At 53.6% G+C, this 21,719-nt stretch carries 23 protein-coding genes and 1 pseudogene; 17 read left to right on the top strand and 7 right to left on the bottom strand.

The window, feature by feature from the left end; all coding sequences use genetic code 11:
• Positions 1 to 70: 70 nt before the first annotated feature.
• The 6 genes and pseudogenes from OGX93_RS19180 to hisP form a co-directional block, all read left to right on the top strand.
• A pseudogene (locus OGX93_RS19180) lies at positions 71 to 646 on the top strand (UbiX family flavin prenyltransferase); the annotation flags it as partial.
• A 288-nt stretch (positions 647 to 934) separates the two neighbouring features.
• The gene (gene argT / locus OGX93_RS19175) at positions 935 to 1,717 is read left to right on the top strand and encodes a lysine/arginine/ornithine ABC transporter substrate-binding protein ArgT (RefSeq protein ID WP_012131460.1); all 783 of its coding nucleotides are present in this window, start codon (positions 935 to 937) and stop codon (positions 1,715 to 1,717) included.
• Between the two features lie 248 nt (positions 1,718 to 1,965).
• Positions 1,966 to 2,748: a histidine ABC transporter substrate-binding protein HisJ gene (gene hisJ / locus OGX93_RS19170; RefSeq protein WP_012131461.1), complete on the top strand. Its 783-nt coding sequence runs from the start codon at positions 1,966 to 1,968 to the stop codon at positions 2,746 to 2,748.
• Positions 2,749 to 2,933: 185 nt separating this feature from the next.
• The gene (locus OGX93_RS19165; RefSeq protein ID WP_012131462.1) at positions 2,934 to 3,620 is read left to right on the top strand and encodes a histidine ABC transporter permease HisQ; all 687 of its coding nucleotides are present in this window, start codon (positions 2,934 to 2,936) and stop codon (positions 3,618 to 3,620) included.
• Positions 3,617 to 4,333: a histidine ABC transporter permease HisM gene (gene hisM / locus OGX93_RS19160; protein ID WP_012131463.1), complete on the top strand. Its 717-nt coding sequence runs from the start codon at positions 3,617 to 3,619 to the stop codon at positions 4,331 to 4,333. Before OGX93_RS19165 ends, hisM begins: the two co-directional genes overlap by 4 nt.
• A gap of 7 nt (positions 4,334 to 4,340) precedes the next feature.
• Entirely contained in the window at positions 4,341 to 5,114 is a 774-nt protein-coding gene (gene hisP / locus OGX93_RS19155; protein ID WP_049008687.1) for a histidine ABC transporter ATP-binding protein HisP, read from the top strand.
• Positions 5,115 to 5,214: 100 nt separating this feature from the next.
• Here the strand turns inward: hisP and OGX93_RS19150 are convergent, their stop codons facing one another.
• From OGX93_RS19150 to folX, 3 genes are all read right to left on the bottom strand, one after another.
• Positions 5,215 to 5,724 (bottom strand): GNAT family N-acetyltransferase, encoded by a 510-nt coding sequence (locus OGX93_RS19150; protein ID WP_286449230.1) that lies wholly within the window; start codon positions 5,722 to 5,724, stop codon positions 5,215 to 5,217.
• A gap of 70 nt (positions 5,725 to 5,794) precedes the next feature.
• Positions 5,795 to 6,688, bottom strand: a complete 894-nt coding sequence (locus OGX93_RS19145) for a TIGR01777 family oxidoreductase (protein WP_012131466.1) — start codon at positions 6,686 to 6,688, stop codon at positions 5,795 to 5,797.
• A 19-nt stretch (positions 6,689 to 6,707) separates the two neighbouring features.
• Positions 6,708 to 7,070 carry a dihydroneopterin triphosphate 2'-epimerase gene (gene folX / locus OGX93_RS19140; protein ID WP_275165848.1) on the bottom strand — a complete coding sequence of 121 codons (363 nt, stop codon included), beginning with the start codon at positions 7,068 to 7,070 and terminating at the stop codon, positions 6,708 to 6,710.
• Between the two features lie 196 nt (positions 7,071 to 7,266).
• On the opposite strand from folX, the gene yfcF reads away from it, so the two are divergent.
• The 3 genes from yfcF to yfcD are packed head-to-tail and all read left to right on the top strand — an operon-like array spanning position 7,267 to position 9,128.
• Positions 7,267 to 7,911 (top strand): glutathione transferase, encoded by a 645-nt coding sequence (gene yfcF, locus OGX93_RS19135; protein ID WP_024130152.1) that lies wholly within the window; start codon positions 7,267 to 7,269, stop codon positions 7,909 to 7,911.
• A 55-nt stretch (positions 7,912 to 7,966) separates the two neighbouring features.
• Positions 7,967 to 8,518, top strand: coding sequence for a phosphodiesterase (gene yfcE / locus OGX93_RS19130; protein WP_012131469.1), 552 nt, complete (start codon positions 7,967 to 7,969; stop codon positions 8,516 to 8,518).
• A gap of 55 nt (positions 8,519 to 8,573) precedes the next feature.
• Positions 8,574 to 9,128: an NUDIX hydrolase YfcD gene (yfcD, locus tag OGX93_RS19125; RefSeq protein WP_012131470.1), complete on the top strand. Its 555-nt coding sequence runs from the start codon at positions 8,574 to 8,576 to the stop codon at positions 9,126 to 9,128.
• Between the two features lie 5 nt (positions 9,129 to 9,133).
• Here the strand turns inward: yfcD and OGX93_RS19120 are convergent, their stop codons facing one another.
• Positions 9,134 to 10,153, bottom strand: coding sequence for a LacI family DNA-binding transcriptional regulator (locus tag OGX93_RS19120; protein ID WP_012131471.1), 1,020 nt, complete (start codon positions 10,151 to 10,153; stop codon positions 9,134 to 9,136).
• 250 nt (positions 10,154 to 10,403) lie between these two features.
• Between OGX93_RS19120 and OGX93_RS19115 the strand changes: the two genes are divergently transcribed.
• The 5 genes from OGX93_RS19115 (at position 10,404) to OGX93_RS19095 (ending at position 14,389) form a co-directional block, all read left to right on the top strand.
• A complete protein-coding gene (locus OGX93_RS19115; RefSeq protein ID WP_024130154.1) occupies positions 10,404 to 10,847 on the top strand; it encodes a PTS sugar transporter subunit IIA in 444 nt (147 codons plus the stop codon).
• Positions 10,848 to 10,929: 82 nt separating this feature from the next.
• Positions 10,930 to 11,202, top strand: coding sequence for a PTS sugar transporter subunit IIB (locus OGX93_RS19110; protein WP_024130155.1), 273 nt, complete (start codon positions 10,930 to 10,932; stop codon positions 11,200 to 11,202).
• Positions 11,203 to 11,224: 22 nt separating this feature from the next.
• A complete protein-coding gene (locus OGX93_RS19105; RefSeq protein ID WP_012131474.1) occupies positions 11,225 to 12,616 on the top strand; it encodes a PTS ascorbate transporter subunit IIC in 1,392 nt (463 codons plus the stop codon).
• Entirely contained in the window at positions 12,613 to 13,443 is an 831-nt protein-coding gene (locus OGX93_RS19100; protein WP_049008599.1) for a transketolase, read from the top strand. The genes OGX93_RS19105 and OGX93_RS19100 overlap by 4 nt, the downstream gene beginning before the upstream one ends.
• On the top strand, positions 13,436 to 14,389 hold the full coding sequence (locus tag OGX93_RS19095; protein ID WP_047462336.1) for a transketolase family protein: 954 nt from the start codon (positions 13,436 to 13,438) through the stop codon (positions 14,387 to 14,389). The genes OGX93_RS19100 and OGX93_RS19095 overlap by 8 nt, the downstream gene beginning before the upstream one ends.
• 104 nt (positions 14,390 to 14,493) lie before the next feature.
• Here the strand turns inward: OGX93_RS19095 and yfcC are convergent, their stop codons facing one another.
• From yfcC to ackA, 3 genes are all read right to left on the bottom strand, one after another.
• Complete coding sequence (yfcC, locus tag OGX93_RS19090; protein ID WP_104868408.1) at positions 14,494 to 16,020, bottom strand: putative basic amino acid antiporter YfcC; 1,527 nt, start codon at positions 16,018 to 16,020, stop codon at positions 14,494 to 14,496.
• A gap of 216 nt (positions 16,021 to 16,236) precedes the next feature.
• Positions 16,237 to 18,381, bottom strand: coding sequence for a phosphate acetyltransferase (gene pta, locus OGX93_RS19085; RefSeq protein WP_024130156.1), 2,145 nt, complete (start codon positions 18,379 to 18,381; stop codon positions 16,237 to 16,239).
• 76 nt (positions 18,382 to 18,457) lie between these two features.
• On the bottom strand, positions 18,458 to 19,660 hold the full coding sequence (gene ackA / locus OGX93_RS19080) for an acetate kinase (RefSeq protein WP_012131481.1): 1,203 nt from the start codon (positions 19,658 to 19,660) through the stop codon (positions 18,458 to 18,460).
• 338 nt (positions 19,661 to 19,998) lie between these two features.
• Between ackA and yfbV the strand changes: the two genes are divergently transcribed.
• The 3 genes from yfbV to OGX93_RS19065 all read left to right on the top strand — a co-directional run bounded on the left by yfbV (position 19,999) and on the right by OGX93_RS19065 (position 21,702).
• Positions 19,999 to 20,454, top strand: coding sequence for a terminus macrodomain insulation protein YfbV (gene yfbV / locus OGX93_RS19075; RefSeq protein ID WP_003028087.1), 456 nt, complete (start codon positions 19,999 to 20,001; stop codon positions 20,452 to 20,454).
• Between the two features lie 83 nt (positions 20,455 to 20,537).
• Positions 20,538 to 21,032 carry a YfbU family protein gene (locus OGX93_RS19070; protein WP_012131483.1) on the top strand — a complete coding sequence of 165 codons (495 nt, stop codon included), beginning with the start codon at positions 20,538 to 20,540 and terminating at the stop codon, positions 21,030 to 21,032.
• Positions 21,025 to 21,702 (top strand): sugar phosphatase, encoded by a 678-nt coding sequence (locus OGX93_RS19065; protein ID WP_115625750.1) that lies wholly within the window; start codon positions 21,025 to 21,027, stop codon positions 21,700 to 21,702. The genes OGX93_RS19070 and OGX93_RS19065 overlap by 8 nt, the downstream gene beginning before the upstream one ends.
• The last annotated feature ends 17 nt before the right edge of the window (positions 21,703 to 21,719 follow it).

Below are 21,719 nucleotides of genomic sequence, written 5' to 3'. Positions count from 1 at the left end.
CGCAATCCGCGCCCTTGCTTGCAACGCCCCGTAAAATCCTGCAAAGTCAGCCCAGACGCAAGAAAGGGCAAAAATCATGAAACGACTCATTGTAGGGATTAGCGGCGCCAGCGGCGCGATTTATGGCGTGCGCTTGTTGCAGGTTCTGCGTGACGTGGCGGATGTGGAGACCCACCTGGTGATGAGTCCGGCAGCGCGTCAGACGCTTGCGCTGGAAACCGAATTTTCCTTGCGGGAGGTGCAGGCTCTGGCCGATGTCACCCATGATGCGCGCGATATTGCCGCCAGTATCTCTTCTGGCTCCTTTCAGACGGTGGGGATGGTGATTTTACCGTGCTCGATCAAAACGCTCTCCGGTATTGTGCACAGCTATACCGACGGACTTCTCACCCGTGCGGCGGATGTTGTCCTGAAAGAGCGCCGCCCGCTGGTGTTGTGCGTGCGGGAAACGCCGCTGCATTTAGGACACCTGCGCCTCATGACTCAGGCGGCTGAAATTGGCGCCGTTATTATGCCACCGGTTCCCGCGTTTTATCATTGCCCGCAAACGCTGGATGATGTGATTAATCAGACGGTTAATCGTGTTCTGGATCAGTTTGATATCACGTTGCCGCACGATCTTTTCACCCGTTGGCAGGGCGCATAACGCTGCCCGTTCACAGTGCGTTTTTGCACAAATTGCCCTGTTTCAGGGCAATTTTGTAACCGCGATCATATCCTCAACATTTAATTCGCTAAAAGCGACCGAAACGCTGCGGTTCAACCGTCATACCTGCTATCTTCAACATCAGGACAATATTGCAACGTTTTATTAACATATTTAACGTCAAATAGGGACGCCGACGTGAAAATGGCATAAGACCTGCATGAAAAAGTCTGCAAACACACAACACAATGCAAAACATAATAAAATTACGCCACTTGAGGGTTATGTATGAAGAAGACAGTTCTCGCTTTGTCTTTGCTGGTAGGACTTTCCGCAACGGCGGCCAGCTACGCAGCGCTACCGCAGACGGTTCGTATTGGTACAGACGCGACATATGCGCCTTTCTCATCGAAAGATGCCAAAGGGGATTTTGTTGGTTTTGATATCGATCTGGGCAATGAGATGTGCAAGCGTATGCAGATCAAATGCACCTGGGTCGGTAGCGATTTTGATGCGCTGATTCCTTCCCTGAAAGCGAAGAAAATCGATGCCATCATTTCATCGCTCTCCATTACCGAGAAACGCCAGCAGGAGATTGCCTTCTCCGACAAACTGTATGCCGCCGACTCGCGCCTGATTGCCGCGAAAGGCTCATCTGTCCAGCCGACGATTGACTCGCTGAAGGGCAAGCACGTTGGCGTACTGCAAGGCTCCACTCAGGAAGCCTATGCGAATGATAACTGGCGCAGCAAAGGCGTGGATGTTGTGGCCTACGCGAACCAGGATCTCATCTATTCCGACCTGACGGCGGGCCGTCTTGATGCTGCATTGCAGGATGAAGTTGCGGCCAGCGAAGGGTTCCTCAAACAGCCTGCGGGCAAGGACTATGCGTTTGCCGGTCCTTCCGTGAAAGATAAAAAGTACTTTGGCGACGGCACCGGGGTTGGCTTGCGTAAAGACGATACCGAGCTGAAAGCGGCGTTTGATAAAGCGCTGAGCGATCTGCGTGCTGACGGCACCTACGACAAGATGGCGAAAAAGTACTTTGACTTTAACGTCTACGGCGACTGACCGGTCGCTGCGGGGGAGTATTGCGCACCGTTTTGGTTAACCATCACGGTGCGTGATGAGAGATTTGCACCATCATGGTGCGTTTGTCGCTGTCAAAATGAGCATGAATGCATACTTAAGCGCTTTTCATGCAAAATAAACCGGCTGACAGGGTAGAATGCTTTGCCTTGTCGGCCCGATTAATGGCACGATAACTGCACCTGGTCCTGTAAAGATCCCCTATAAAAGACAGTCTGTTGAGGATAGTTATGAAAAAACTGGTGTTGTCTCTTTCTCTGGTCCTGGCTTTCTCCAGTGCTACCGCAGCATTTGCAGCCATTCCGCAAAAAGTTCGTATCGGTACCGATCCGACTTATGCCCCTTTTGAATCGAAAAATGCACAGGGTGAATTGGTCGGTTTTGATATCGATCTGGCCAAAGAGCTGTGCAAACGCATTAATACACAATGTACCTTCGTGGAAAACCCGCTGGATGCGCTGATCCCGTCGTTAAAAGCGAAGAAAATCGATGCCATCATGTCCTCGCTTTCCATCACCGAAAAGCGTCAGCAGGAAATCGCGTTTACCGACAAATTCTATGCAGCAGACTCTCGCCTGGTTGTCGCCAAAGATTCTGATATTCAGCCGACCGTTGAGTCCCTGAAAGGCAAGCGTGTTGGCGTATTGCAGGGCACCACGCAGGAAACGTTTGGTAATGAGCACTGGGCGCCGAAAGGCATTGAAATCGTCTCTTACCAGGGTCAGGACAATATCTATTCCGACCTGACGGCAGGGCGTATCGATGCCGCTTTCCAGGATGAAGTCGCAGCCAGCGAAGGCTTCCTGAAGCAGCCTGTAGGCAAAGATTACAAATTCGGCGGCCCGTCGGTGAAAGACGAGAAACTGTTCGGTGTGGGTACGGGTATGGGGCTGCGCAAAGAGGATAACGAACTGCGCGAAGCCCTGAACAAAGCATTTGCGGAAATGCGTGCTGACGGTACTTACGAGAAGCTGGCGAAAAAGTACTTTGATTTTGATGTTTACGGCGGTTAATCGCCGCTGGTGCAGATAACGCCCGCAGATTTTTGACGCGCTGATTTTATGCCTGATGGCGCTGCGCTTATCAGGCCTACAGAGATTTTGTAGGTCGGATAAGGCAAAGCCGCCATCCGGCATTTAACGGTTCGACTGAGATCAAAAGAGGCGTCTTACTCACCACACACGACAGGACAGGCAGCATGTTGTACGGGTTTTCAGGTGTTATTTTTCAGGGCGCGCTTGTCACGCTTGAGCTGGCCCTCAGCTCAGTTGTGCTGGCCGTGCTGATCGGTCTTGTCGGCGCGGGCGCGAAACTTTCGCAAAACCGGGTGACGGGACTTATTTTCGAAGGCTATACCACCCTGATTCGCGGGGTGCCGGATCTGGTTTTAATGCTGCTGATTTTCTACGGGTTGCAAATCGCGCTCAATGCGGTGACCGACGCGATGGGAATAGGGCAGATTGATATTGATCCGATGGTCGCCGGTATTATCACCCTGGGTTTTATCTATGGCGCGTACTTTACGGAAACCTTCCGTGGCGCGTTTATGGCGGTGCCAAAAGGGCATATTGAAGCGGCGACGGCATTCGGTTTCACCGGTTCGCAAATATTCCGGCGGATTATGTTCCCGGCGATGATGCGCTACGCCTTACCGGGGATTGGTAATAACTGGCAGGTTATCCTCAAAGCGACGGCGCTGGTTTCGCTGCTCGGGCTGGAAGATGTGGTCAAAGCCACGCAGCTGGCCGGCAAGAGTACCTGGGAGCCATTCTATTTCGCCGTAGTGTGCGGGCTGATTTATCTGGTATTTACAACGGTTTCCAATGGTGTGCTGCTGTTCCTCGAGCGCCGCTACTCCGTGGGTGTGAAGAGGGCTGACCTGTGATCGAGATTATTCAGGAGTACTGGAAATCCCTGCTCTGGAGCGATGGTTATCGCTTTACCGGCGTGGCCATTACGCTGTGGTTGCTGATCTCCTCGGTGGTGATGGGCGGCATTCTGGCGCTGTTTTTGGCGATTGGCCGCGTTTCCAGCAACAAATTTATCCAGTTCCCCATCTGGTTGTTTACCTATGTTTTTCGCGGTACGCCGCTGTATGTGCAGCTCCTGGTGTTCTATTCCGGGATGTACACGCTGGAGATCGTGAAAGGAACCGATCTCCTCAACGCGTTTTTCCGTAGCGGTCTTAACTGTACCGTTCTGGCGTTGACGCTGAATACCTGCGCCTATACCACGGAGATTTTCGCTGGCGCCATCCGTTCAGTACCGCACGGGGAAATTGAAGCGGCGCGGGCGTATGGCTTCTCATCGTTCAAAATGTATCGCTGTATTATTTTACCTTCCGCGCTGCGTATCGCGCTGCCAGCATACAGTAACGAAGTGATCCTGATGCTGCACTCAACCGCGCTGGCGTTTACCGCGACGGTGCCGGATTTGCTGAAAATCGCCCGTGATATTAACTCGGCAACCTATCAACCGTTTACCGCATTCGGCATTGCCGCTGTGCTGTATTTGATTATTTCGTATGTCCTGATTAGCCTGTTCCGTAAAGCGGAAAAGCGCTGGCTCCAGCACGTGAAACCTTCTTCAACGCACTGAGAATACGATGTCTGAGAATAAATTAAACGTTATCGATTTGCACAAGCGCTACGGCGAACATGAGGTGCTGAAAGGGGTATCGCTACAGGCTAACGCCGGAGATGTGATCAGTATTATCGGATCGTCTGGCTCCGGTAAGAGTACCTTTCTGCGCTGTATTAACTTCCTCGAAAAACCGAGCGAAGGGTCGATTGTGGTGAGCGGCCAGAATATTTCCCTGGTGCGTGATAAAGACGGCCAGCTCAAGGTCGCCGATAAAAACCAACTGCGGCTGCTGCGTACGCGCCTGACGATGGTATTTCAGCACTTCAATCTCTGGAGCCACATGACGGTGCTGGAGAACGTTATGGAAGCGCCGATTCAGGTGCTGGGATTAAGCAAACATGAAGCGCGCGAGCGTGCGGTGAAATACCTGGCGAAAGTTGGTATTGATGAACGTGCGCAGGGAAAATACCCGGTACACCTCTCAGGTGGTCAGCAGCAGCGCGTCTCAATTGCCCGCGCGTTGGCGATGGAACCTGAGGTACTGCTGTTTGATGAGCCGACATCGGCGCTTGACCCCGAACTGGTAGGCGAAGTCTTGCGTATCATGCAGCAGTTAGCGGAAGAGGGGAAAACGATGGTGGTGGTGACGCATGAAATGGGGTTTGCCCGCCATGTTTCCACCCATGTGATTTTCCTGCATCAGGGGAAAATCGAAGAAGAAGGCGATCCAGAGCAGGTATTCGGCAACCCGCAAAGCCCGCGTTTGCAACAGTTCCTGAAAGGCTCGCTGAAGTAGCGGTTTATCCGTCGCTCAGAGAAACAATTTTGCCCGGTGGCGCTGTGCTTACCGGGCCGACACGTAGGCCGGATAAGGCATCGCCGCCATCCGGCGATTATCACCCCATCTCGCTTTCCAGACGATATACCCATTCGTCATACCGGATGCCGTTCACCTCATAGGCGTTTTTCAGCACCTGAGTCCGCGTAAAACCACGCTTTTCCAGCACGCGCACAGACGCGTGATTCTTTGCCAGCACATAGGCATTTATCGCTTTCACGCTGGTATGCGTAAAGGCGTAATCGCAGACGGCATATAAGGCTTCTGTGGCGATCCCTCTCCCTTGCGCTTCCGGGAGCACCGTATAGCCGATATCGGCTTCCTGCGGATAATGGTGGCTAATTTGTAAGCCAATGTCGCCCAAAGGCTTATCGCTGTTATGCAGGCGGATGACGAAGGTATACTTTGAGACGAGGCGACGGGCGAACAGCAGGCGAGTGTCTTTTTCCGGCGTGATATCAGCCATATAACGCATGATTTCAGGGTTTTCACGCAGTGCGAGAAAAAAGGACCAGTCAGTAGGTTGAAAAAGGGAGAGGGTCAATCGGGAGGTGGTTATTATCGCCATAAAATCGCCATTCCAGAAGTCAGGCATACTACCTTACCACCGGAATGGCTACAGTGACCAGGTGAATGGTTTAACGGATCACATCGGCCAGCGCTTCTTCTAAATCGTACCAGCGAAATGAAAACCCCGCCGCCTCCAGTCTTTTTGGCAATGCGCGCTGTCCGCCCAGCACCAGTACCGATGATTCCCCCATTAACAGGCGGATGACGGTCGCGGGAACGCGCAGGATTGCGGGGCGGTTCAGCGCATGACCCAGCGCATGGGCGAACTGTTCATTACGAACCGGATAAGGCGAAACCATATTGAACGGGCCGCGCAGGTCGTTATCCAGCAGCCAGAGAATACCGTTTACCATATCATCGATATGGATCCAGGCCAGATACTGACGCCCATTGCCAATTGGCCCTCCCAGCCCCAGGCGAAACGGCGGGATCATTTTGGCCAGAATGCCGCCTTCCGGCGCCAGGACGACGCCGGTGCGTAGCAGACAAACGCGCGTTTTATCACTTTGCGCGCTACAGGCAATCTGCTCCCAACGCGCGCATAACTTATGGGTAAATTCGTTATGCGGCGGTTCTTCTTCCGTTACGACAACTTCGCCCAGATCGCCGTAATAGCCTGCGGCAGACCCGGAAATTAACGCGGCCGGGGGCGTCTCGCTGGCGTTGATCAAATCCGCCAGCTTTTGCGTGATGGACCAGCGGCTTTGACACAAACGCTCTTTTTGCTGCGCAGTCCAGCGTTTGTCGGCGATAGGCTCGCCAGCAAGGTTGACCACGGCGTCTATGTCGTTGAGGTTCTGCCTGTCCTCCAGCCCTTTCCACAGCGCAACCCGGGAGTCGAGAAGCTGACGCGCCTTATCGGGACTCCGTGTGACGACCGTCACCTGATGCCCCAGCGCCAGCAGACGGGGAATCAGGTGGCGTCCTATCAGGCCAGTACCGCCGGTAATCAGAATCTGCATGTTTCCTCCCGGATAGCGCTTAACGTCGCCAGTTGAGCGTCATGGAGACGGAATCGGCATAACGCAGCGCATGAAGTTTGTCGATCTCTACTTCAGCATAAGTGACCCAGTGATGTTCGCGTGCGATGTCGAGCACATCCTGAGTTAATTTTTCTAACAGCGAGAATCGGTTGCTCTCCACATGCTGAATAATGTTTTTTGTGATGGTGCGGTAATTCAGCGCGTCGTTGATGTCCTCGCTTACGCGGGCTTTTTCCGCCGGATAGTGAATGGCAACGTTAATAACGATATCCTGGCGGTTGAGGATCTCTTCCTCTTTGATACCGATAAACGTGCGCAGACGAAGGTTTTTTATACGAATAATAGCGTCAGGTTGTGACATTGCAGGCGTCCTCCATGGTTGAACCTTTGCATGATACACGAGAACCCGGCCGCGTTATTCGCTCTGACTCTCAGGCTTCTGCTAAGGCCGCAGTCTTGCGCGTTCTGTTGCCGGGCTCAGTATGAGTTTTCATCAGGTGACAGTATGCGAAAGACTCTATATTTTGAGAGAAAGCCCAAAGAACGAAGAGGACATTATGAGCAAACCCGAGATTACGCTTTGGTCAGACGCTAACTTTTTCTCTCCTTACGTCTTATCCGTTTATGTTGCCTTGCAGGAGAAAGGACTGCCTTTTACCCTCAAAACCGTTGACCTGAGCAGCGGCGAGCATTTGCAGCCCTCATGGCAGGGCTACGCGTTAACGCGCCGCGTCCCGGTGCTGGAAATCGATGGCTTTGAGCTTAGCGAGTCGTCGGCAATTACCGAGTATCTGGAAGATCGCTTTGCGCCGCCGCAGTGGGAGCGCATCTACCCGCACGATCTGCAAAAACGCGCCCGCGCGCGCCAGATTCAGGCGTGGTTACGCAGTGATTTAATGCCCATTCGCGAGGAACGTTCGACGGATGTGGTCTTTGCGGCGGCCAGGAAAGGCCCGTTAAGCGAAGCGGGGAAAGAGAGCGCGGCAAAACTGGTGGCGACGGCCAGTGGTTTGCTCGCTCACGGTAAGCCGAATTTATTTGGCGAATGGTGTATTGCGGATACCGATTTGGCGCTCATGCTTAACCGCCTCGTACTGAATGGCGACGAGATTCCTGAGGCACTGGCGGAATATGCAGCATTCCAGTGGCAGCGCGCCTCCGTTCAACGTTTTATTGCGCTTTCCGCAAAGCGTTCCGGCTGATAATCCGCGTATAATCCAGTATCATAGAGCGGTTTTTTATGACGAGGAGTGAGTGATGAAACTGATGTTTGCATCGGACATTCATGGTTCGTTACCTGCGACAGAGCGCGTACTTGAACGGTTTGCGCAAAGTGGCGCGCAATGGCTGGTGATACTGGGTGATGTGCTTTATCACGGGCCGCGTAACGCGCTGCCGGAAGGCTACGCACCGGCGCAGGTGGCAGAACGCCTGAACGAGCAGGCGGCGCGTATTATTGCGGTACGGGGAAACTGTGACAGCGAAGTGGATCAGATGCTGCTCCACTTCCTGATAACCGCGCCGTGGCAGCAAGTGCTGCTGGAAAACCGGCGCATCTTCCTGACCCACGGACACCTGTTCGGGGCGGATAATGTACCCGCGTTAAATGCGGGCGACGTTCTTGCTTATGGGCATACTCATCTGCCGGTCGCTGAAAAACGCGGCGAGCTGTATCACTTTAATCCAGGCTCAGTCAGCATCCCGAAAGGTGGGTTTGCAGCAAGCTACGGCATTCTGGATGATAATGTTTTGAGCGTAATCGCACTCAATGATCAAAGTATCATTGCGCAGGTCGCGATTAATCCGTAATTTACCCCACAATTGTAAATGCGCCGTAAGAGCGCCAGAAAAAGAAGGTTTCCTGATGGTGGAACAGCGTCGTTTGGCAAGTACTGAATGGGTGGATATTGTGAATGAAGAGAACGAAGTCATTGCGCAATCCAGCCGGGAGCAAATGCGAGCGCAGCGCTTACGTCATCGTGCAACGTATATCGTCGTGCATGATGGTATGGGCAAAATTCTGGTTCAACGCCGTACTGAGACAAAAGACTTTTTGCCCGGCATGTTAGATGCCACCGCAGGTGGGGTGGTGCAGGCCGATGAGCAACTGCTGGAGTCTGCACGACGTGAAGCGGAAGAAGAACTGGGTATCGCAGGCGTGCCGTTTGCTGAGCACGGTCAGTTCTATTTTGAAGATGATAATTGCCGTGTCTGGGGCGGATTATTTAGCTGCGTTTCTCATGGGCCATTCGCGCTTCAGGAAGAAGAAATCAGCGAAGTCTGCTGGCTGACGCCGGAAGAAATTACGGCGCGTTGCGATGAGTTCACCCCGGACTCATTGAAAGCGCTGGCGTTGTGGATGACCCGCAATGCCAACAATGAATCGGCAAAGCAAGAGAAGCAAGAAGAGACGGAATAAGGTCTCTAACAGCTATCCCGCAAGCATAAACTGGAGGCGATCTGTTTCCGATCGCTCCAGTTGCCATCCTTCAGACGTTCCAGCAGCGCGCGTCCGGCTTCAAGGCCTATCTTACGATGCGGTACGGCCATTGTCGTTAACGGCGGCTGACAAACCCGACTCACATCGCTGTCGCCGAATCCTACCACCGCCAGATCGTCAGGGACTTTGATCCGTCTGCGCTGACACTCATATAACGCACCGCAAGCCAGCTCATCGGATACGCACACCAGCGCGTCCAGCTCGGGCCACGCCAGAATAAATTCGGGAAGCTGCGAAGCGCCGGTGGAAAAGTTTGGCGGCAGGGCGGCGTTAATCACGCGATTGGGCGACATATGGTGGCGCAACATCGCCTTGTACCAGCCCTGCAAATGCTGTTGAAAGATCCACTGCTCCTGATTGGCGCAAAGCAGGCCAATATTCTGATAACCGCGCTGAATGAGCATTTCGGTCAGTTCGTACATTGCCGCGACGTTATCAATACCTATATTCATATCAATCGGATCGGTACGAATGGCGCCAATTTCCATCACCGGAATCGACGCGTTTTTTAACCAGTGACGCACCGTGTCGCTGTGCTCGACGCTGAGTAAGATGGCGGCGGCGATGTTGGAGGCCAGCAGCGTCTCCAGCAGTTTCTCTTCCTGTTCGAGATGGTGAAGGGACTCCGCCAGCATAATCTGGTATCCCGCAGGTTGTAAAACTTGCTGAAGTCCGGCAAACATTTCTGAACAACCGGCTTCCGTGAGGTTTGGGACGACCATCGCGATGGTCCGTGACGAGGCGGAAGCCAGCGCGCTTGCGGCAAGATTGGGCATGTAACCGAGTTCATTCACTGCGGCTTCGATTTTTTCCCGGAGTTTATCGGAAACTTGCTCAGGCGTGCGTAACGCACGGGACACGGTCATGGTGCCGACACCGGCAAGCTGAGCAACATCGGCGATGGTCACCTTACCAGTACTACGCCGTTTTCGAGTTATAGACATACAGATTCCTGCGCAATTACAACGTATTGAGATGTTTTTTTATTGTCATTCATCGCTTCACGGGAGTAGCAGTATACGCCTTAAATCCGGTTTAAGGCTGTGATTTCACGCGTTGATTGTATTTTGATAGCGCTATCACATATCTGACTGATAACTTTTGATAGCGCTATCTTTGTGAATATGATCACAGATAAGGTTTCAGCGCTTGAATAAAGTTTGCTCATATCTGGCAATCACGCGAGGAGGATATGTGCTCAATCACTGGCTAACTGATGCAACCATCATGCGGCAGGCGAGGGTGGAAAACTGGCCGCAGGCGCTGGAAATATGTGCCAGACCGCTGCTGGATGCTGGCGTTATCACACCTGAATATGTGACGGCGATTGTTGAGCAGCATCATAAGCTGGGCGCGTATTACGTTCTGGCGCCGGGTCTGGCGATGCCGCATGCGCGACCGGAAGAGGGAGCAAAGGGATTAGGCTTGTCGTTGTTAAAGCTGGAGCAGGGTGTCTCATTTGGGGCGGGCGAGTTCGATCCGGTGGATATCATCGTGATGCTCGCGGCACCCGACAAACACAGCCATATTGAAATGATTTCGGCGCTGGCAGAGTTATTTTCCAGCGATGACGATATGGATAAATTACATCAGGCGAAGTCGTTGGAGGAAATAAAAACAATAATCGCACGTTTCTAATTTAATTACGCATTCCGAATTACCTGACACATTACGCGCCTGCGTGATGCGGGCGTACTCTACTTAAAAGAAGGTGATGATAATGAAAATTATGGCTATTTGCGGTTCTGGCCTGGGCAGCAGTTTTATGGTCGAAATGAATATTAAAAAAGTGCTCAGGAAGCTTGAAATTGATGCCGATGTTGAGCATTCCGATCTCTCCTCGGCGACGCCTGGCGCTGCGGATCTGTTTGTCATGGCGAAAGATATTGCCGCCAGCGCCAGCGTGCCGGAAAGCCAACTGGTGGTGATTAATAACATTATCGATATTAATGAACTTGAAGCGCAGCTGCGCGCCTGGTTCGCCAAACAATAACCTTATTGCAAGCGAGGCGGATATGTTTATCCTTGAAACGCTGAATTTTGTTGTTGATATCTTAAAAGTGCCCTCGGTGCTGGTGGGGTTAATTGCCTTAATTGGCCTTGTCGCGCAGAAAAAAGCGTTTTCCGATGTAGTGAAAGGCACGATTAAAACTATTTTAGGTTTTATTGTACTGGGCGGCGGCGCAACGGTACTGGTCGGGTCTTTAAATCCACTCGGCGGAATGTTTGAACATGCGTTTAATATCCAGGGGATTATTCCAAATAACGAAGCGATTGTTTCCATCGCGCTGGAAAAATACGGGGCGTCTACGGCGCTGATCATGGCCTTTGGCATGGTGGCGAATATTGTGGTCGCCCGTTTTACCCGTCTGAAATACATCTTTCTGACAGGACACCATACGTTTTATATGGCCTGTATGATCGGCGTAATCCTGACGGTTGCCGGTTTTGACGGCGTTGGTCTCGTCTTTACCGGATCGCTGATTCTGGGGCTGGTGATGGCCTTTTTCCCGGCGCTGGCGCAGCGCTATATGAAGCGTATCACCGGCACTGATGATATCGCGTTTGGTCACTTCGGCACGCTGGGTTATGTGCTGTCCGGCTGGATCGGCAGCCTTTGTGGTAAAGGTTCCCGCTCTACCGAAGAGATGAACCTGCCTAAAAACTTAAGCTTCCTGCGCGACAGTTCGATCTCTATCTCTCTGACCATGATGATTATCTATCTGATCATGGCGGTAAGCGCGGGGCGTGAATATGTCGAGAGCACCTTCAGCGGCGGTCAGAACTACCTGGTCTACGCCATCATTATGGCGATCACCTTTGCGGCGGGCGTGTTCATCATCCTACAGGGCGTACGTCTGATTCTGGCGGAAATCGTACCGGCCTTTACCGGATTCTCAGAAAAACTGGTGCCGAACGCCCGCCCGGCGCTGGACTGCCCGGTCGTCTATCCGTATGCGCCTAACGCGGTGCTGATTGGCTTCCTGTTTAGCTTCCTCGGCGGCCTGGTCGGTCTGTTCCTGCTCGGACAGATGAAGCTGGTGCTGATCCTGCCGGGCGTGGTGCCGCACTTCTTTACCGGTGCGACGGCTGGCGTATTTGGTAATGCCACTGGCGGGCGTCGCGGCGCGATGATCGGCGCATTTGCCAACGGTCTGTTGATCACCTTCCTGCCCGTTCTGCTGCTGCCCGTGCTGGGGGCGATCGGCTTTGCGAATACGACCTTCTCAGACGCTGATTTCGGCGCAGTGGGGATTGTGCTGGGCAATCTGGCGCGCTACCTGTCGCCGCTTGCCATCACAGGGCTTGTTGTGGCGTTGTTCGTGCTGCTGGTGGCGTACAACGTGTTTGCGAAAAACAAATCTGCGGGGGGTAACACGCAGGAGAATACCGGAGCCAAATTATGAATGTGAATGAAGTTACTCAACTGGCGCGCGATATTCGCGTTGCCACTCTTAAGTCATTGACGCAGCTTGGCTTTGGCCACTACGGTGGCAGCATGTCGGTAGTGGAGACGCTGGCGGTGCTGTACGGCGCGGTGATGAAGATTGACCCGGCCGACCCTGACTGGCCGGAGCGCGATTACTTTGTGCTGTCTAAAGGTCATGCTGGCCCGGCGCTCTACAGCACGCTGGCGATTAAAGGCTACTTTCCGACAGAAGAACTGAACACGCTTAACCAGAACGGCACCCGTCTGCCGAGCCATCCAGACAGGTTAAAAACGCGCGGCGTGGATGCGACGACCGGTTCACTGGGGCAGGGGATCTCGATTGCCGGGGGGATGGCGCTGTCGCACAAACTTGCCGGGCGCCCGAATCGGGTATTTTGTATCGTCGGCGACGGCGAGCTGAACGAAGGGCAGTGCTGGGAAGCGTTTCAGTTTATCGCCCATCATCGCCTGAACAACCTGACGGTGTTTATCGACTGGAACAAGCAGCAGCTGGACGGCGAACTGGATGAGATTATTTGCCCGTTCGATCTGGAAGGGAAATTCCGCGCTTTCGGTTTTGATGTTGTCACCGTGAAAGGCGATGACATTGCCCGGCTGCTGGAGGTCGTTCAGCCGGTTCCGGCGGCGGATGCCCGTCCACGCGTGGTGATCCTCGACAGTATTAAAGGACAGGGCGTGCCCTACCTGGAGCAATTAAGCAACTCCCACCACCTGCGTCTGACCGATGAGATGAAAAAGGCGCTTAACGAGACGATTCGCCAACTGGAGGCCGCGCATGATTAAGGTTGCACCCGCGGGACAAAAAGAGAGCATGGAAATGCGTAAAGTGTACGCCGGATTTGTGGCGGAGCAGATAGAGGCCGGAAGCCAGATTATCGCACTTGAAGCGGATCTCATGAGTTCTATGGCGATGGACGGCGTTGCGAGGGATTATCCTCAGCATGTGATCAACTGCGGCATTATGGAAGCCAATGTGATCGGCACTGCGGCAGGGCTATCGCTCACCGGACGCAAACCGTTTGTCCATACCTTTACCGCCTTTGCCAGCCGTCGCTGTTTTGATCAGCTGTTTATGTCGCTCGATTACCAGCGCAACAACGTCAAGGTGATCGCGTCGGATGCCGGCGTGACTGCCTGCCATAACGGCGGCACCCATATGTCTTTTGAAGATATGGGCATTGTGCGCGGGCTGGCGCATTCGGTCGTGCTGGAAGTGACCGATGCCGTCATGTTTAAGGATATTTTGCGCCAGCTTATCGATCTTGAGGGTTTTTACTGGGTTCGAACCATCCGCAAACAGGCCCCGAGCATTTATGCTCCAGGATCGACGTTCACCATCGGTAAAGGGAATGTTCTGCGTGAAGGCAGCGATATCACGCTGATTGCCAACGGCATTATGGTTGCCGAGGCGCTGGAGGCGGCGCGCCAGCTGGAGCAGGATGGCGTGAACGCGGCGGTTATCGATATGTTTACCCTCAAGCCCATCGACCGCATGCTGGTAAAAAATTACGCGGAGAAAACCGGGCGAATCGTCACTTGTGAGAACCACAGCATTCATAATGGACTTGGGTCGGCCGTGGCTGAAGTGCTGGTTGAAACGTGCCCGGTGCCCATGCGCCGCGTCGGCGTTAAAGAGCGTTATGGTCAGGTCGGAACGCAGGATTTCTTGCAGAAGGAGTATGGTTTGACCGCAGAGGCCATTGTGGAAGCGGCGAAAACGCTGCTGTAATAATGATGTGTTGTTGCCGGATGGCGCTACCGCTTATCCGGCCTACAATAACCTGACTCGTAGGCCGGATAAGACGCGCCAGCGTCGCCATCCGGCATTTTTGATCAATGGTATCCCATCAACTGCGCGCCGATAACCACCACGCTGGACATGATAAACAGCAACCCCAGCAGCGTCGCGCCAACCTTCAGCCAGTTGCGAAAATCGACCCGGCACACGCCTAATGTCGCCATTAACGATGCGGACGTTGGATAGATGATGTGACTGAAGCCATCGCCAAACTGGAAGGCCAGTACCGTAACCTGACGGTTTACGCCTACCAGATCGCCTAACGGAGCCAGAAGCGGCATCGTTAACGCTGCCTGACCGGAACCGGAGGTAACAAAGAAATTGAATACGGCCTGAAACAGCAGCATAAACCATGCGGCGACAGCGTTGTTCAGACCGCTAATACCGTGAGCAATACTGTTCAACAGGGTATTTAACACGCTGGCGTCGCCCGCCTCGCCGTTGCCCACGAGCAATAAAATACCTTTGGCGAAGCCGACCAGCAGGGCCGGGGCAATCATCATTCTGGCGCCTTCGGTGAACGAGGAGGCCATGATGTTCACCGTCATACCGTTGAGGCGGAAAATAACCCCAATGATGCCGATGACCACGCCCATCGTGAAGAACTGGCTGGCAATCTCAGGAATAAACCACGCGTGAACAATCACTCCCCAGATAACCCAAATCATCACTCCGGTCAGCACAATCAGCACCAGCCAGTCGCCTGTGGTGAAAGGACGTTGGGCGATTTCGTCCTGCTTCTCACGAAAATAGCGATCGGATTCATGGACGCGCGACAGATGGGGATTCTTTTTCACCCGCGCGGCATAGGTCAGGGTAAAAAGAAGACCAATCAGCGTGGAAACGAACCACACAACAATGCGCAAGCCTGAGCCGGAAAGGACCGGTACGCCCGCAATCCCCTGCGCGACCACGACGCAAAACGGGTTCATCCATGAACTGGCAAAACCAATCTGGGTGGCGATATAGGTAACCAGTACGGTGGTAATGCTGTCATAGCCCAGGCGCACCATCAGCGGCGCGATAATAATCGCAAAGGCGACGGCCTCTTCCCCCATACCAAAAACCGCGCCGCCCAGTGAGAAGAGGATGAACAGCACCGGGATAAACAGCACCTCATTACCGCGCGTATGGCGTATCAGCGCCAGAATACCGTTATCAATGGTGCCTGTGCGCATGACGATGCCGAACGCGCCGCCGATCACCAGCATAAACATGATGATGCCGACAGCCGTGCCGAATTTAGAACCGGAGGTTAATCCTTCGAACGGGAAATTCATTAAGCCGGGTCTTTCATCGCCGGTTGTAAAGAGCTGGACGCGGTGATACTGCGCTTCACCGGCTTCGTTGGTGAGAATACGAAAAGAGTGGGGATCGACCACTTTGCGGGTTTTCGTCTGCCCGTCAACCTGATACTGCACCTCCTGGCTGTCGAACATTCCGACGGGAACAACCCAGGTGGCAAGACTGGTCAGAATGGCGACGAAAAAAATAATCACCAGCGTATCGGGCATCGCCCATTTTTTGGCAGGCCGCGATTGCGATTCTGTTACTGCGGACATAACACACTATCCCTGTTGCAAGGCAAAGAGATAATTATGCGAACAGAGGAATAGTTATTCATTGATACAGCGCAGCTAAGCGGGAAAATCGGATTTCGTTCATGCCGGTTCGGCAGGCATAAAAAATCTGGAAATAATCGCTATTTCCAGACCTTAGATATGAAGTGCTGGCCGGATAAGGACGCCTTAGCGTCGCTATCCGGCACACAAAGCAGATTACTGCTGTTGCTGTGAAGACTGAATCGCGGTCAGGGCGATGGTGTAGACGATATCATCTACCAGCGCGCCACGGGACAGGTCGTTCACCGGCTTGCGCATACCCTGTAGCATCGGCCCGATGGAGATCAGGTCGGCAGAACGCTGTACCGCTTTGTAGGTGGTGTTACCGGTGTTCAGATCCGGGAAGATGAACACGGTCGCGCGACCTGCAACCGGAGAGTTCGGCGCTTTGGATTTCGCAACATCAGCCATGACTGCGGCGTCGTATTGCAGCGGGCCGTCGATCATCAGGTCAGGACGTTTTTCCTGCGCCAGACGGGTCGCTTCACGCACTTTCTCTACGTCGCTGCCTGCGCCAGAGGTGCCGGTGGAGTAGGAGAGCATCGCAACGCGCGGTTCGATGCCGAAGGCAATTGCGGATTCCGCAGACTGGATGGCGATTTCAGCCAGCTGTTCTGCCGTCGGGTCCGGGTTGATCGCGCAGTCGCCGTAAACATAGACCTGTTCCGGCAGCAGCATGAAGAACACGGAAGAGACCAGAGAGCTGCCCGGCGCTGTTTTGATCAGCTGTAGCGGCGGACGAATGGTGTTTGCCGTGGTGTGAACCGCACCGGAAACCAGACCGTCAACTTCATCCTGTTCCAGCATCAGCGTACCGAGAACCACGTTGTCTTCCAGCTGTTCGCGGGCGACGGTTTCGGTCATGCCTTTGCTCTTACGCAGCTCAACCAGACGAGCAACATAACTTTCGCGAACCACTTCCGGGTCGACGATTTCAATGCCTGCGCCCAGTTCTACGCCCTGAGAGGCGGCAACGCGGTTGATCTCTTCCGGGTTACCCAGCAGGACGCAAGTCGCGATGCCACGTTCAGCACAGATGGCTGCCGCTTTAACGGTACGCGGTTCGTCGCCTTCCGGCAGAACGACGCGTTTACCGGCTTTACGCGCCAGCTCGGTCAGCTGGTAGCGGAATGCAGGCGGAGACAGACGACGGCTGCGCTCAGAGGTCGCGGTCAGGGATTCAATCCAGTCAGCGTTGATGTAGTTAGCAACGTATTCCTGAACTTTTTCGATACGCTCATGGTCATCAACCGGAACTTCCAGGTTGAAGCTCTGTAGGCTCAGAGAGGTCTGCCAGGTGTTGGTGTTCACCATGAATACCGGCAGGCCGGTTGCGAAAGCACGTTCGCACAGTTTAGAGATGCGCGCGTCCATTTCGTAGCCGCCGGTCAGCAGCAGAGCGCCGATTTCCACGCCGTTCATTGCCGCCAGGCAAGCCGCAACCAGTACGTCAGGACGGTCAGCAGAAGTCACCAGCAGAGAACCCGCACGGAAGTGCTCCAGCATGTGCGGAATGCTGCGCGCGCAGAACGTGACAGACTTCACGCGACGGGTGTTGATATCGCCTTCGTTCACAACGGTAGCGTTCAGGTGACGCGCCATGTCGATTGCACGGGTCGCAATCAGATCGAAGCTCCACGGCACCGCGCCCAGAACCGGCAGCGGGCTGGATTCCTGGAGTTTAGCCGGATCGACTTTCACCACTTTCGCTTTGGAAGAGTCGTCGAAAATCTCAGACAGATCCGGGCGGGTACGGCCCTGCTCATCAACCGGTGCGTTCAGTTTGTTAACAATAACGCCGGTGATGTTGGTGTTCTTCGCGCCGCCGAAGCTGCTGCGGGTCAGTTCGATACGCTCATTCAGCTGTTCCGGGGTGTCGGTGCCCTGAGACATCACGAAGACGATTTCCGCATTCAGCGTTTTCGCGATTTCGTAGTTCAGAGACTGAGCGAACTGGTGTTTACGCGTCGGAACCAGGCCTTCAACCAGCACCACTTCCGCATCTTTGGTGTTCGCGTGATAGTTCGCGATGATCTCTTCCATCAGCACATCTTTCTGATTGCTGGACAGCAGAGATTCAACGTGGCTCATCTTCAGCGGTTCAGCCGCCGGGACAGACGAGTTTGCACGAACGATAGCGGTAGTCTGGTCTGGCGCATTGCCACCCGCGCGCGGTTGGGCGATTGGCTTAAAGACGCTCAGACGAACGCCTTTGCGTTCCATAGCACGGATGACGCCAAGGCTGACGCTGGTCAGGCCGACGCTGGTTCCGGTAGGGATCAGCATAATAATACGGGACACGGTTTATCCTCTTTCGTTACCGCCGGTTTCAGGCGGGTTACAAAACAGCACCGCCAGCTAGGCTGGCGGTGTAAAATCAGGCAGTCAGACGGCTCGCGTCTTGCGCGATAACCAGTTCTTCGTTGGTTGGGATAACCACCGCAGGACGGGTACCTTCTTTGTTGATGAAACCAGATTTGCCGAAACGGGCAGCCAGGTTACGTTCGTGATCGACTTCAAAGCCCAGCACGCCCAGTTTACCCAGAGACAGCTCACGCACCATCGCCGCGTTTTCACCGATACCGCCAGTGAAGACCACTGCGTCCAGACGACCTTCCATCAGCGCGGTGTAAGAGCCGATGTATTTCGCCAGACGGTGGCAGTATACGTCCATCGCACGTTTCGCATCTTCTTTAGCGGTGTAGTTGTCTTCAACATAACGGCAGTCGCTGGTGACTTCGGTCAGACCCAACAGACCTGATTCTTTGGTCAGCATTTTGTTGATCTGATCGATGTTCATGCCCAGGTTGTCATGCAGGAAGAAGATGATTGCCGGGTCGATGTCACCGGTACGGGTGCCCATCACCAGACCTTCCAGCGGGGTCAGACCCATAGAGGTGTCAACGCACTGGCCGTTGCGGATTGCAGAAACGGAACCACCGTTGCCCAGATGGCAGGTGATGATGTTCAGTTCTTCAACCGGCTTGTTCAGCATTTTTGCGGCTTCCTGAGTCACATAGTAGTGGCTGGTGCCGTGGAAACCGTAACGACGTACGCCGTGTTCTTTGTACAGGCTGTACGGCAGGGCATACAGGTAAGACTCTTCCGGCATGGTTTGATGGAACGCGGTGTCGAACACTGCAACGTTCTTTTCTTTCAGTTCCGGGAAGGATTTCAGCGCTTCAGTAATCCCGATCAGGTGAGCCGGGTTGTGCAGCGGAGCGAACGGCGCAGCGTCTTTGATGCCCTGGATAACGGAGTCATCAATGACCACGGAGCTGGTATACTTCTCGCCGCCGTGTACGATACGGTGACCAATTGCGGTCAACTGCGCAGACAGTTCTGGTTTTTGTGCCAGAATAGTATTAACAATAAAGTTCAGCGCTTCACTGTGAGCGGCGCCTGCACCTAAAGCCGCTTCTTGTTTATTGCCGTCCATTTTCCATTTGATACGTGCTTCAGGAAGATGGAAACATTCGGCTAAACCAGAAAGGTATTCTTCACCGTTCGCTGCATCGATGATTGCAAATTTCAGTGAGGAGCTACCGCAGTTCAGAACCAGTACTAACTTACTCGACATGGAAGTACCTATTTATGATACGTGGCTAAAAAAACGTCAGTGAGCCATAGAGCGTAACGCATGATGACGCTGACGTTTATGATTAACATCATGCGCAATAATCTTTTTCGGCATGATGGAAGAAATACCTTTGAGTCTATGCCATTTTGCGTATTTTTCAGCCAATGGCATACTATATGTAAATTTGACGACTCAATGATTTTGGACTACTGGCCTTAGAGGCCGACACAGGATACCTGATAGTGGGTATCAATGACAAAATGTTTTGAACGATGTCCCTTGCAGTTGTTGTTTTGCACAAATTTTTGAATTTTTATATGTGAAGTTGAGGTAAAGCCATGTCGACACCGGATAATCGCTCCGTGAATTTTTTTAGTTTGTTTCGCCGGGGGCAGCACTACGCAAAGACGTGGCCGATGGAAAAGCGCCTTGCGCCGGTCTTTGTTGAGAACCGCGTGATTCGTATGACGCGTTACGCCATTCGCTTTATGCCGCCGATCGCGGTGTTTACGCTGTGCTGGCAAATCGCGCTGGGTGGTCAGTTAGGCCCGGCGGTTGCCACAGCCCTGTTTGCGCTCAGTTTACCGATGCAAGGCATGTGGTGGCTGGGAAAACGCTCCGTTACGCCACTCCCGCCTTCTATCCTGAACTGGTTCTATGAGGTTCGGGGAAAATTGCAGGAAGCCGGGCAGGCGTTGTCGCCAGTAGAAGGCAAGCCGGATTACCAGGCATTAGCTGACACGCTTAAGCGCGCCTTCAAACAACTGGATAAAACTTTCCTTGATGATTTGTAATTGACCCCTGATTACGCATATAAAAGAAGGCATACCAATGCCTTCTTTTTTTGACCGCAGTAGAGTGATACAGGAGTCCCAAAATGGAAATGACCAACGCTCAACGTCTGATTTTGTCTAACCAGTACAAAATGATGACCATGCTCGACCCGACCAACGCCGAGCGTTATCGCCGTCTGCAAACGATCATTGAACGCGGCTACGGCTTGCAGATGCGTGAGCTGGATCGTGAGTTTGGCGAACTGAAGGAAGAAACCTGCCGCACGATTATCGATATCATGGAGATGTATCACGCCTTACATGTGTCCTGGACTAACCTGAAAGACGCGCAGACCATTGACGAGCGTCGCGTGACGTTCCTCGGGTTTGATGCCGCAACCGAAGCGCGTTATCTGGGCTACGTTCGCTTTATGGTGAACGTGGAAGGGCGCTATACCCACTTTGATGCCGGTACGCATGGCTTTAATGCCCAGACGCCGATGTGGGAAAAATACCAGCGTATGCTGAATGTCTGGCACTCCTGCCCGCGCCAGTATCACCTGAGCTCGAACGAAATTAATCAGATTATCAATGCCTGAGGGGGTGAGCGTGCAGTGCAAAGGCTTTCTGTTTGATCTGGATGGAACGTTGGTTGACTCCTTACCCGTTGTAGAGCGGACATGGTGCAACTGGGCCGATCGTTTTGGCCTCACGCATGATGAAGTGCTGAGCTTTATTCATGGCAAGCAGGCTATCACTTCTCTGCGACACTTCATGGCGGGAAAGCCGGAAGAGGAGATCGCCGCAGAGTTTACCCGTCTGGAACAGATAGAAGCGACGGATACGGCAGGGATTGTGGCGTTGCCGGGCGCGGTCGAATTGCTGAACCATCTCAATAAAGCCGGTATCCCCTGGGCTATCGTTACTTCAGGCTCGATGCCGGTTGCGCGGGCGCGCCATCAGGCGGCCGGCCTTCCTGCGCCAGAGGTGTTTGTTACCGCTGAGCGTGTGAAGCGCGGCAAACCGGAACCGGATGCCTATCTGCTGGGCGCCCAACTGCTCGGCCTCTCGCCGCAGGAATGCGCGGTGGTGGAAGACGCGCCTGCCGGGATTCTCTCCGGGCTGACCGCCGGGTGTCATGTCATTGCGGTCAATGCGCCTGAGGACACGCCCCGCATTGCGGACGTCGATTTTGCCCTGAGCAGCCTTGAGCACATTTCCGTGACCAAACAGCCCAACGGAAACGTGGTCGTTCTTAGAAATACCTGAACATGATTTAGCCCCGC

This window comes from Citrobacter sp. CK195 (assembly GCF_030333365.1).
Lineage (GTDB): Bacteria > Pseudomonadota > Gammaproteobacteria > Enterobacterales > Enterobacteriaceae > Citrobacter_B > Citrobacter_B koseri.
This window is presented reverse-complemented; position numbering and strand designations above follow the sequence as displayed.

Excerpts from the sequence above, each read along its gene's own strand:
- yfcF (WP_024130152.1), top strand. The coding sequence starts at position 7,267 with ATGAGCAAACCCGAGATTACGCTTTGGTCAGACGCTAACTTTTTCTCT.
- OGX93_RS19100 (WP_049008599.1), top strand. The coding sequence starts at position 12,613 with ATGAATGTGAATGAAGTTACTCAACTGGCGCGCGATATTCGCGTTGCC.
- yfbV (WP_003028087.1), top strand. The coding sequence starts at position 19,999 with ATGTCGACACCGGATAATCGCTCCGTGAATTTTTTTAGTTTGTTTCGC.
- OGX93_RS19105 (WP_012131474.1), top strand. The coding sequence starts at position 11,225 with ATGTTTATCCTTGAAACGCTGAATTTTGTTGTTGATATCTTAAAAGTG.
- OGX93_RS19120 (WP_012131471.1), bottom strand. The coding sequence starts at position 10,153 with ATGTCTATAACTCGAAAACGGCGTAGTACTGGTAAGGTGACCATCGCC.
- OGX93_RS19165 (WP_012131462.1), top strand. The coding sequence starts at position 2,934 with ATGTTGTACGGGTTTTCAGGTGTTATTTTTCAGGGCGCGCTTGTCACG.
- OGX93_RS19095 (WP_047462336.1), top strand. The coding sequence starts at position 13,436 with ATGATTAAGGTTGCACCCGCGGGACAAAAAGAGAGCATGGAAATGCGT.
- hisJ (WP_012131461.1), top strand. The coding sequence starts at position 1,966 with ATGAAAAAACTGGTGTTGTCTCTTTCTCTGGTCCTGGCTTTCTCCAGT.
- OGX93_RS19065 (WP_115625750.1), top strand. The coding sequence starts at position 21,025 with ATGCCTGAGGGGGTGAGCGTGCAGTGCAAAGGCTTTCTGTTTGATCTG.
- argT (WP_012131460.1), top strand. The coding sequence starts at position 935 with ATGAAGAAGACAGTTCTCGCTTTGTCTTTGCTGGTAGGACTTTCCGCA.
- yfcD (WP_012131470.1), top strand. The coding sequence starts at position 8,574 with ATGGTGGAACAGCGTCGTTTGGCAAGTACTGAATGGGTGGATATTGTG.
- OGX93_RS19070 (WP_012131483.1), top strand. The coding sequence starts at position 20,538 with ATGGAAATGACCAACGCTCAACGTCTGATTTTGTCTAACCAGTACAAA.
- yfcC (WP_104868408.1), bottom strand. The coding sequence starts at position 16,020 with ATGTCCGCAGTAACAGAATCGCAATCGCGGCCTGCCAAAAAATGGGCG.
- folX (WP_275165848.1), bottom strand. The coding sequence starts at position 7,070 with ATGTCACAACCTGACGCTATTATTCGTATAAAAAACCTTCGTCTGCGC.
- yfcE (WP_012131469.1), top strand. The coding sequence starts at position 7,967 with ATGAAACTGATGTTTGCATCGGACATTCATGGTTCGTTACCTGCGACA.
- ackA (WP_012131481.1), bottom strand. The coding sequence starts at position 19,660 with ATGTCGAGTAAGTTAGTACTGGTTCTGAACTGCGGTAGCTCCTCACTG.
- OGX93_RS19145 (WP_012131466.1), bottom strand. The coding sequence starts at position 6,688 with ATGCAGATTCTGATTACCGGCGGTACTGGCCTGATAGGACGCCACCTG.
- OGX93_RS19110 (WP_024130155.1), top strand. The coding sequence starts at position 10,930 with ATGAAAATTATGGCTATTTGCGGTTCTGGCCTGGGCAGCAGTTTTATG.
- hisP (WP_049008687.1), top strand. The coding sequence starts at position 4,341 with ATGTCTGAGAATAAATTAAACGTTATCGATTTGCACAAGCGCTACGGC.
- OGX93_RS19150 (WP_286449230.1), bottom strand. The coding sequence starts at position 5,724 with ATGGCGATAATAACCACCTCCCGATTGACCCTCTCCCTTTTTCAACCT.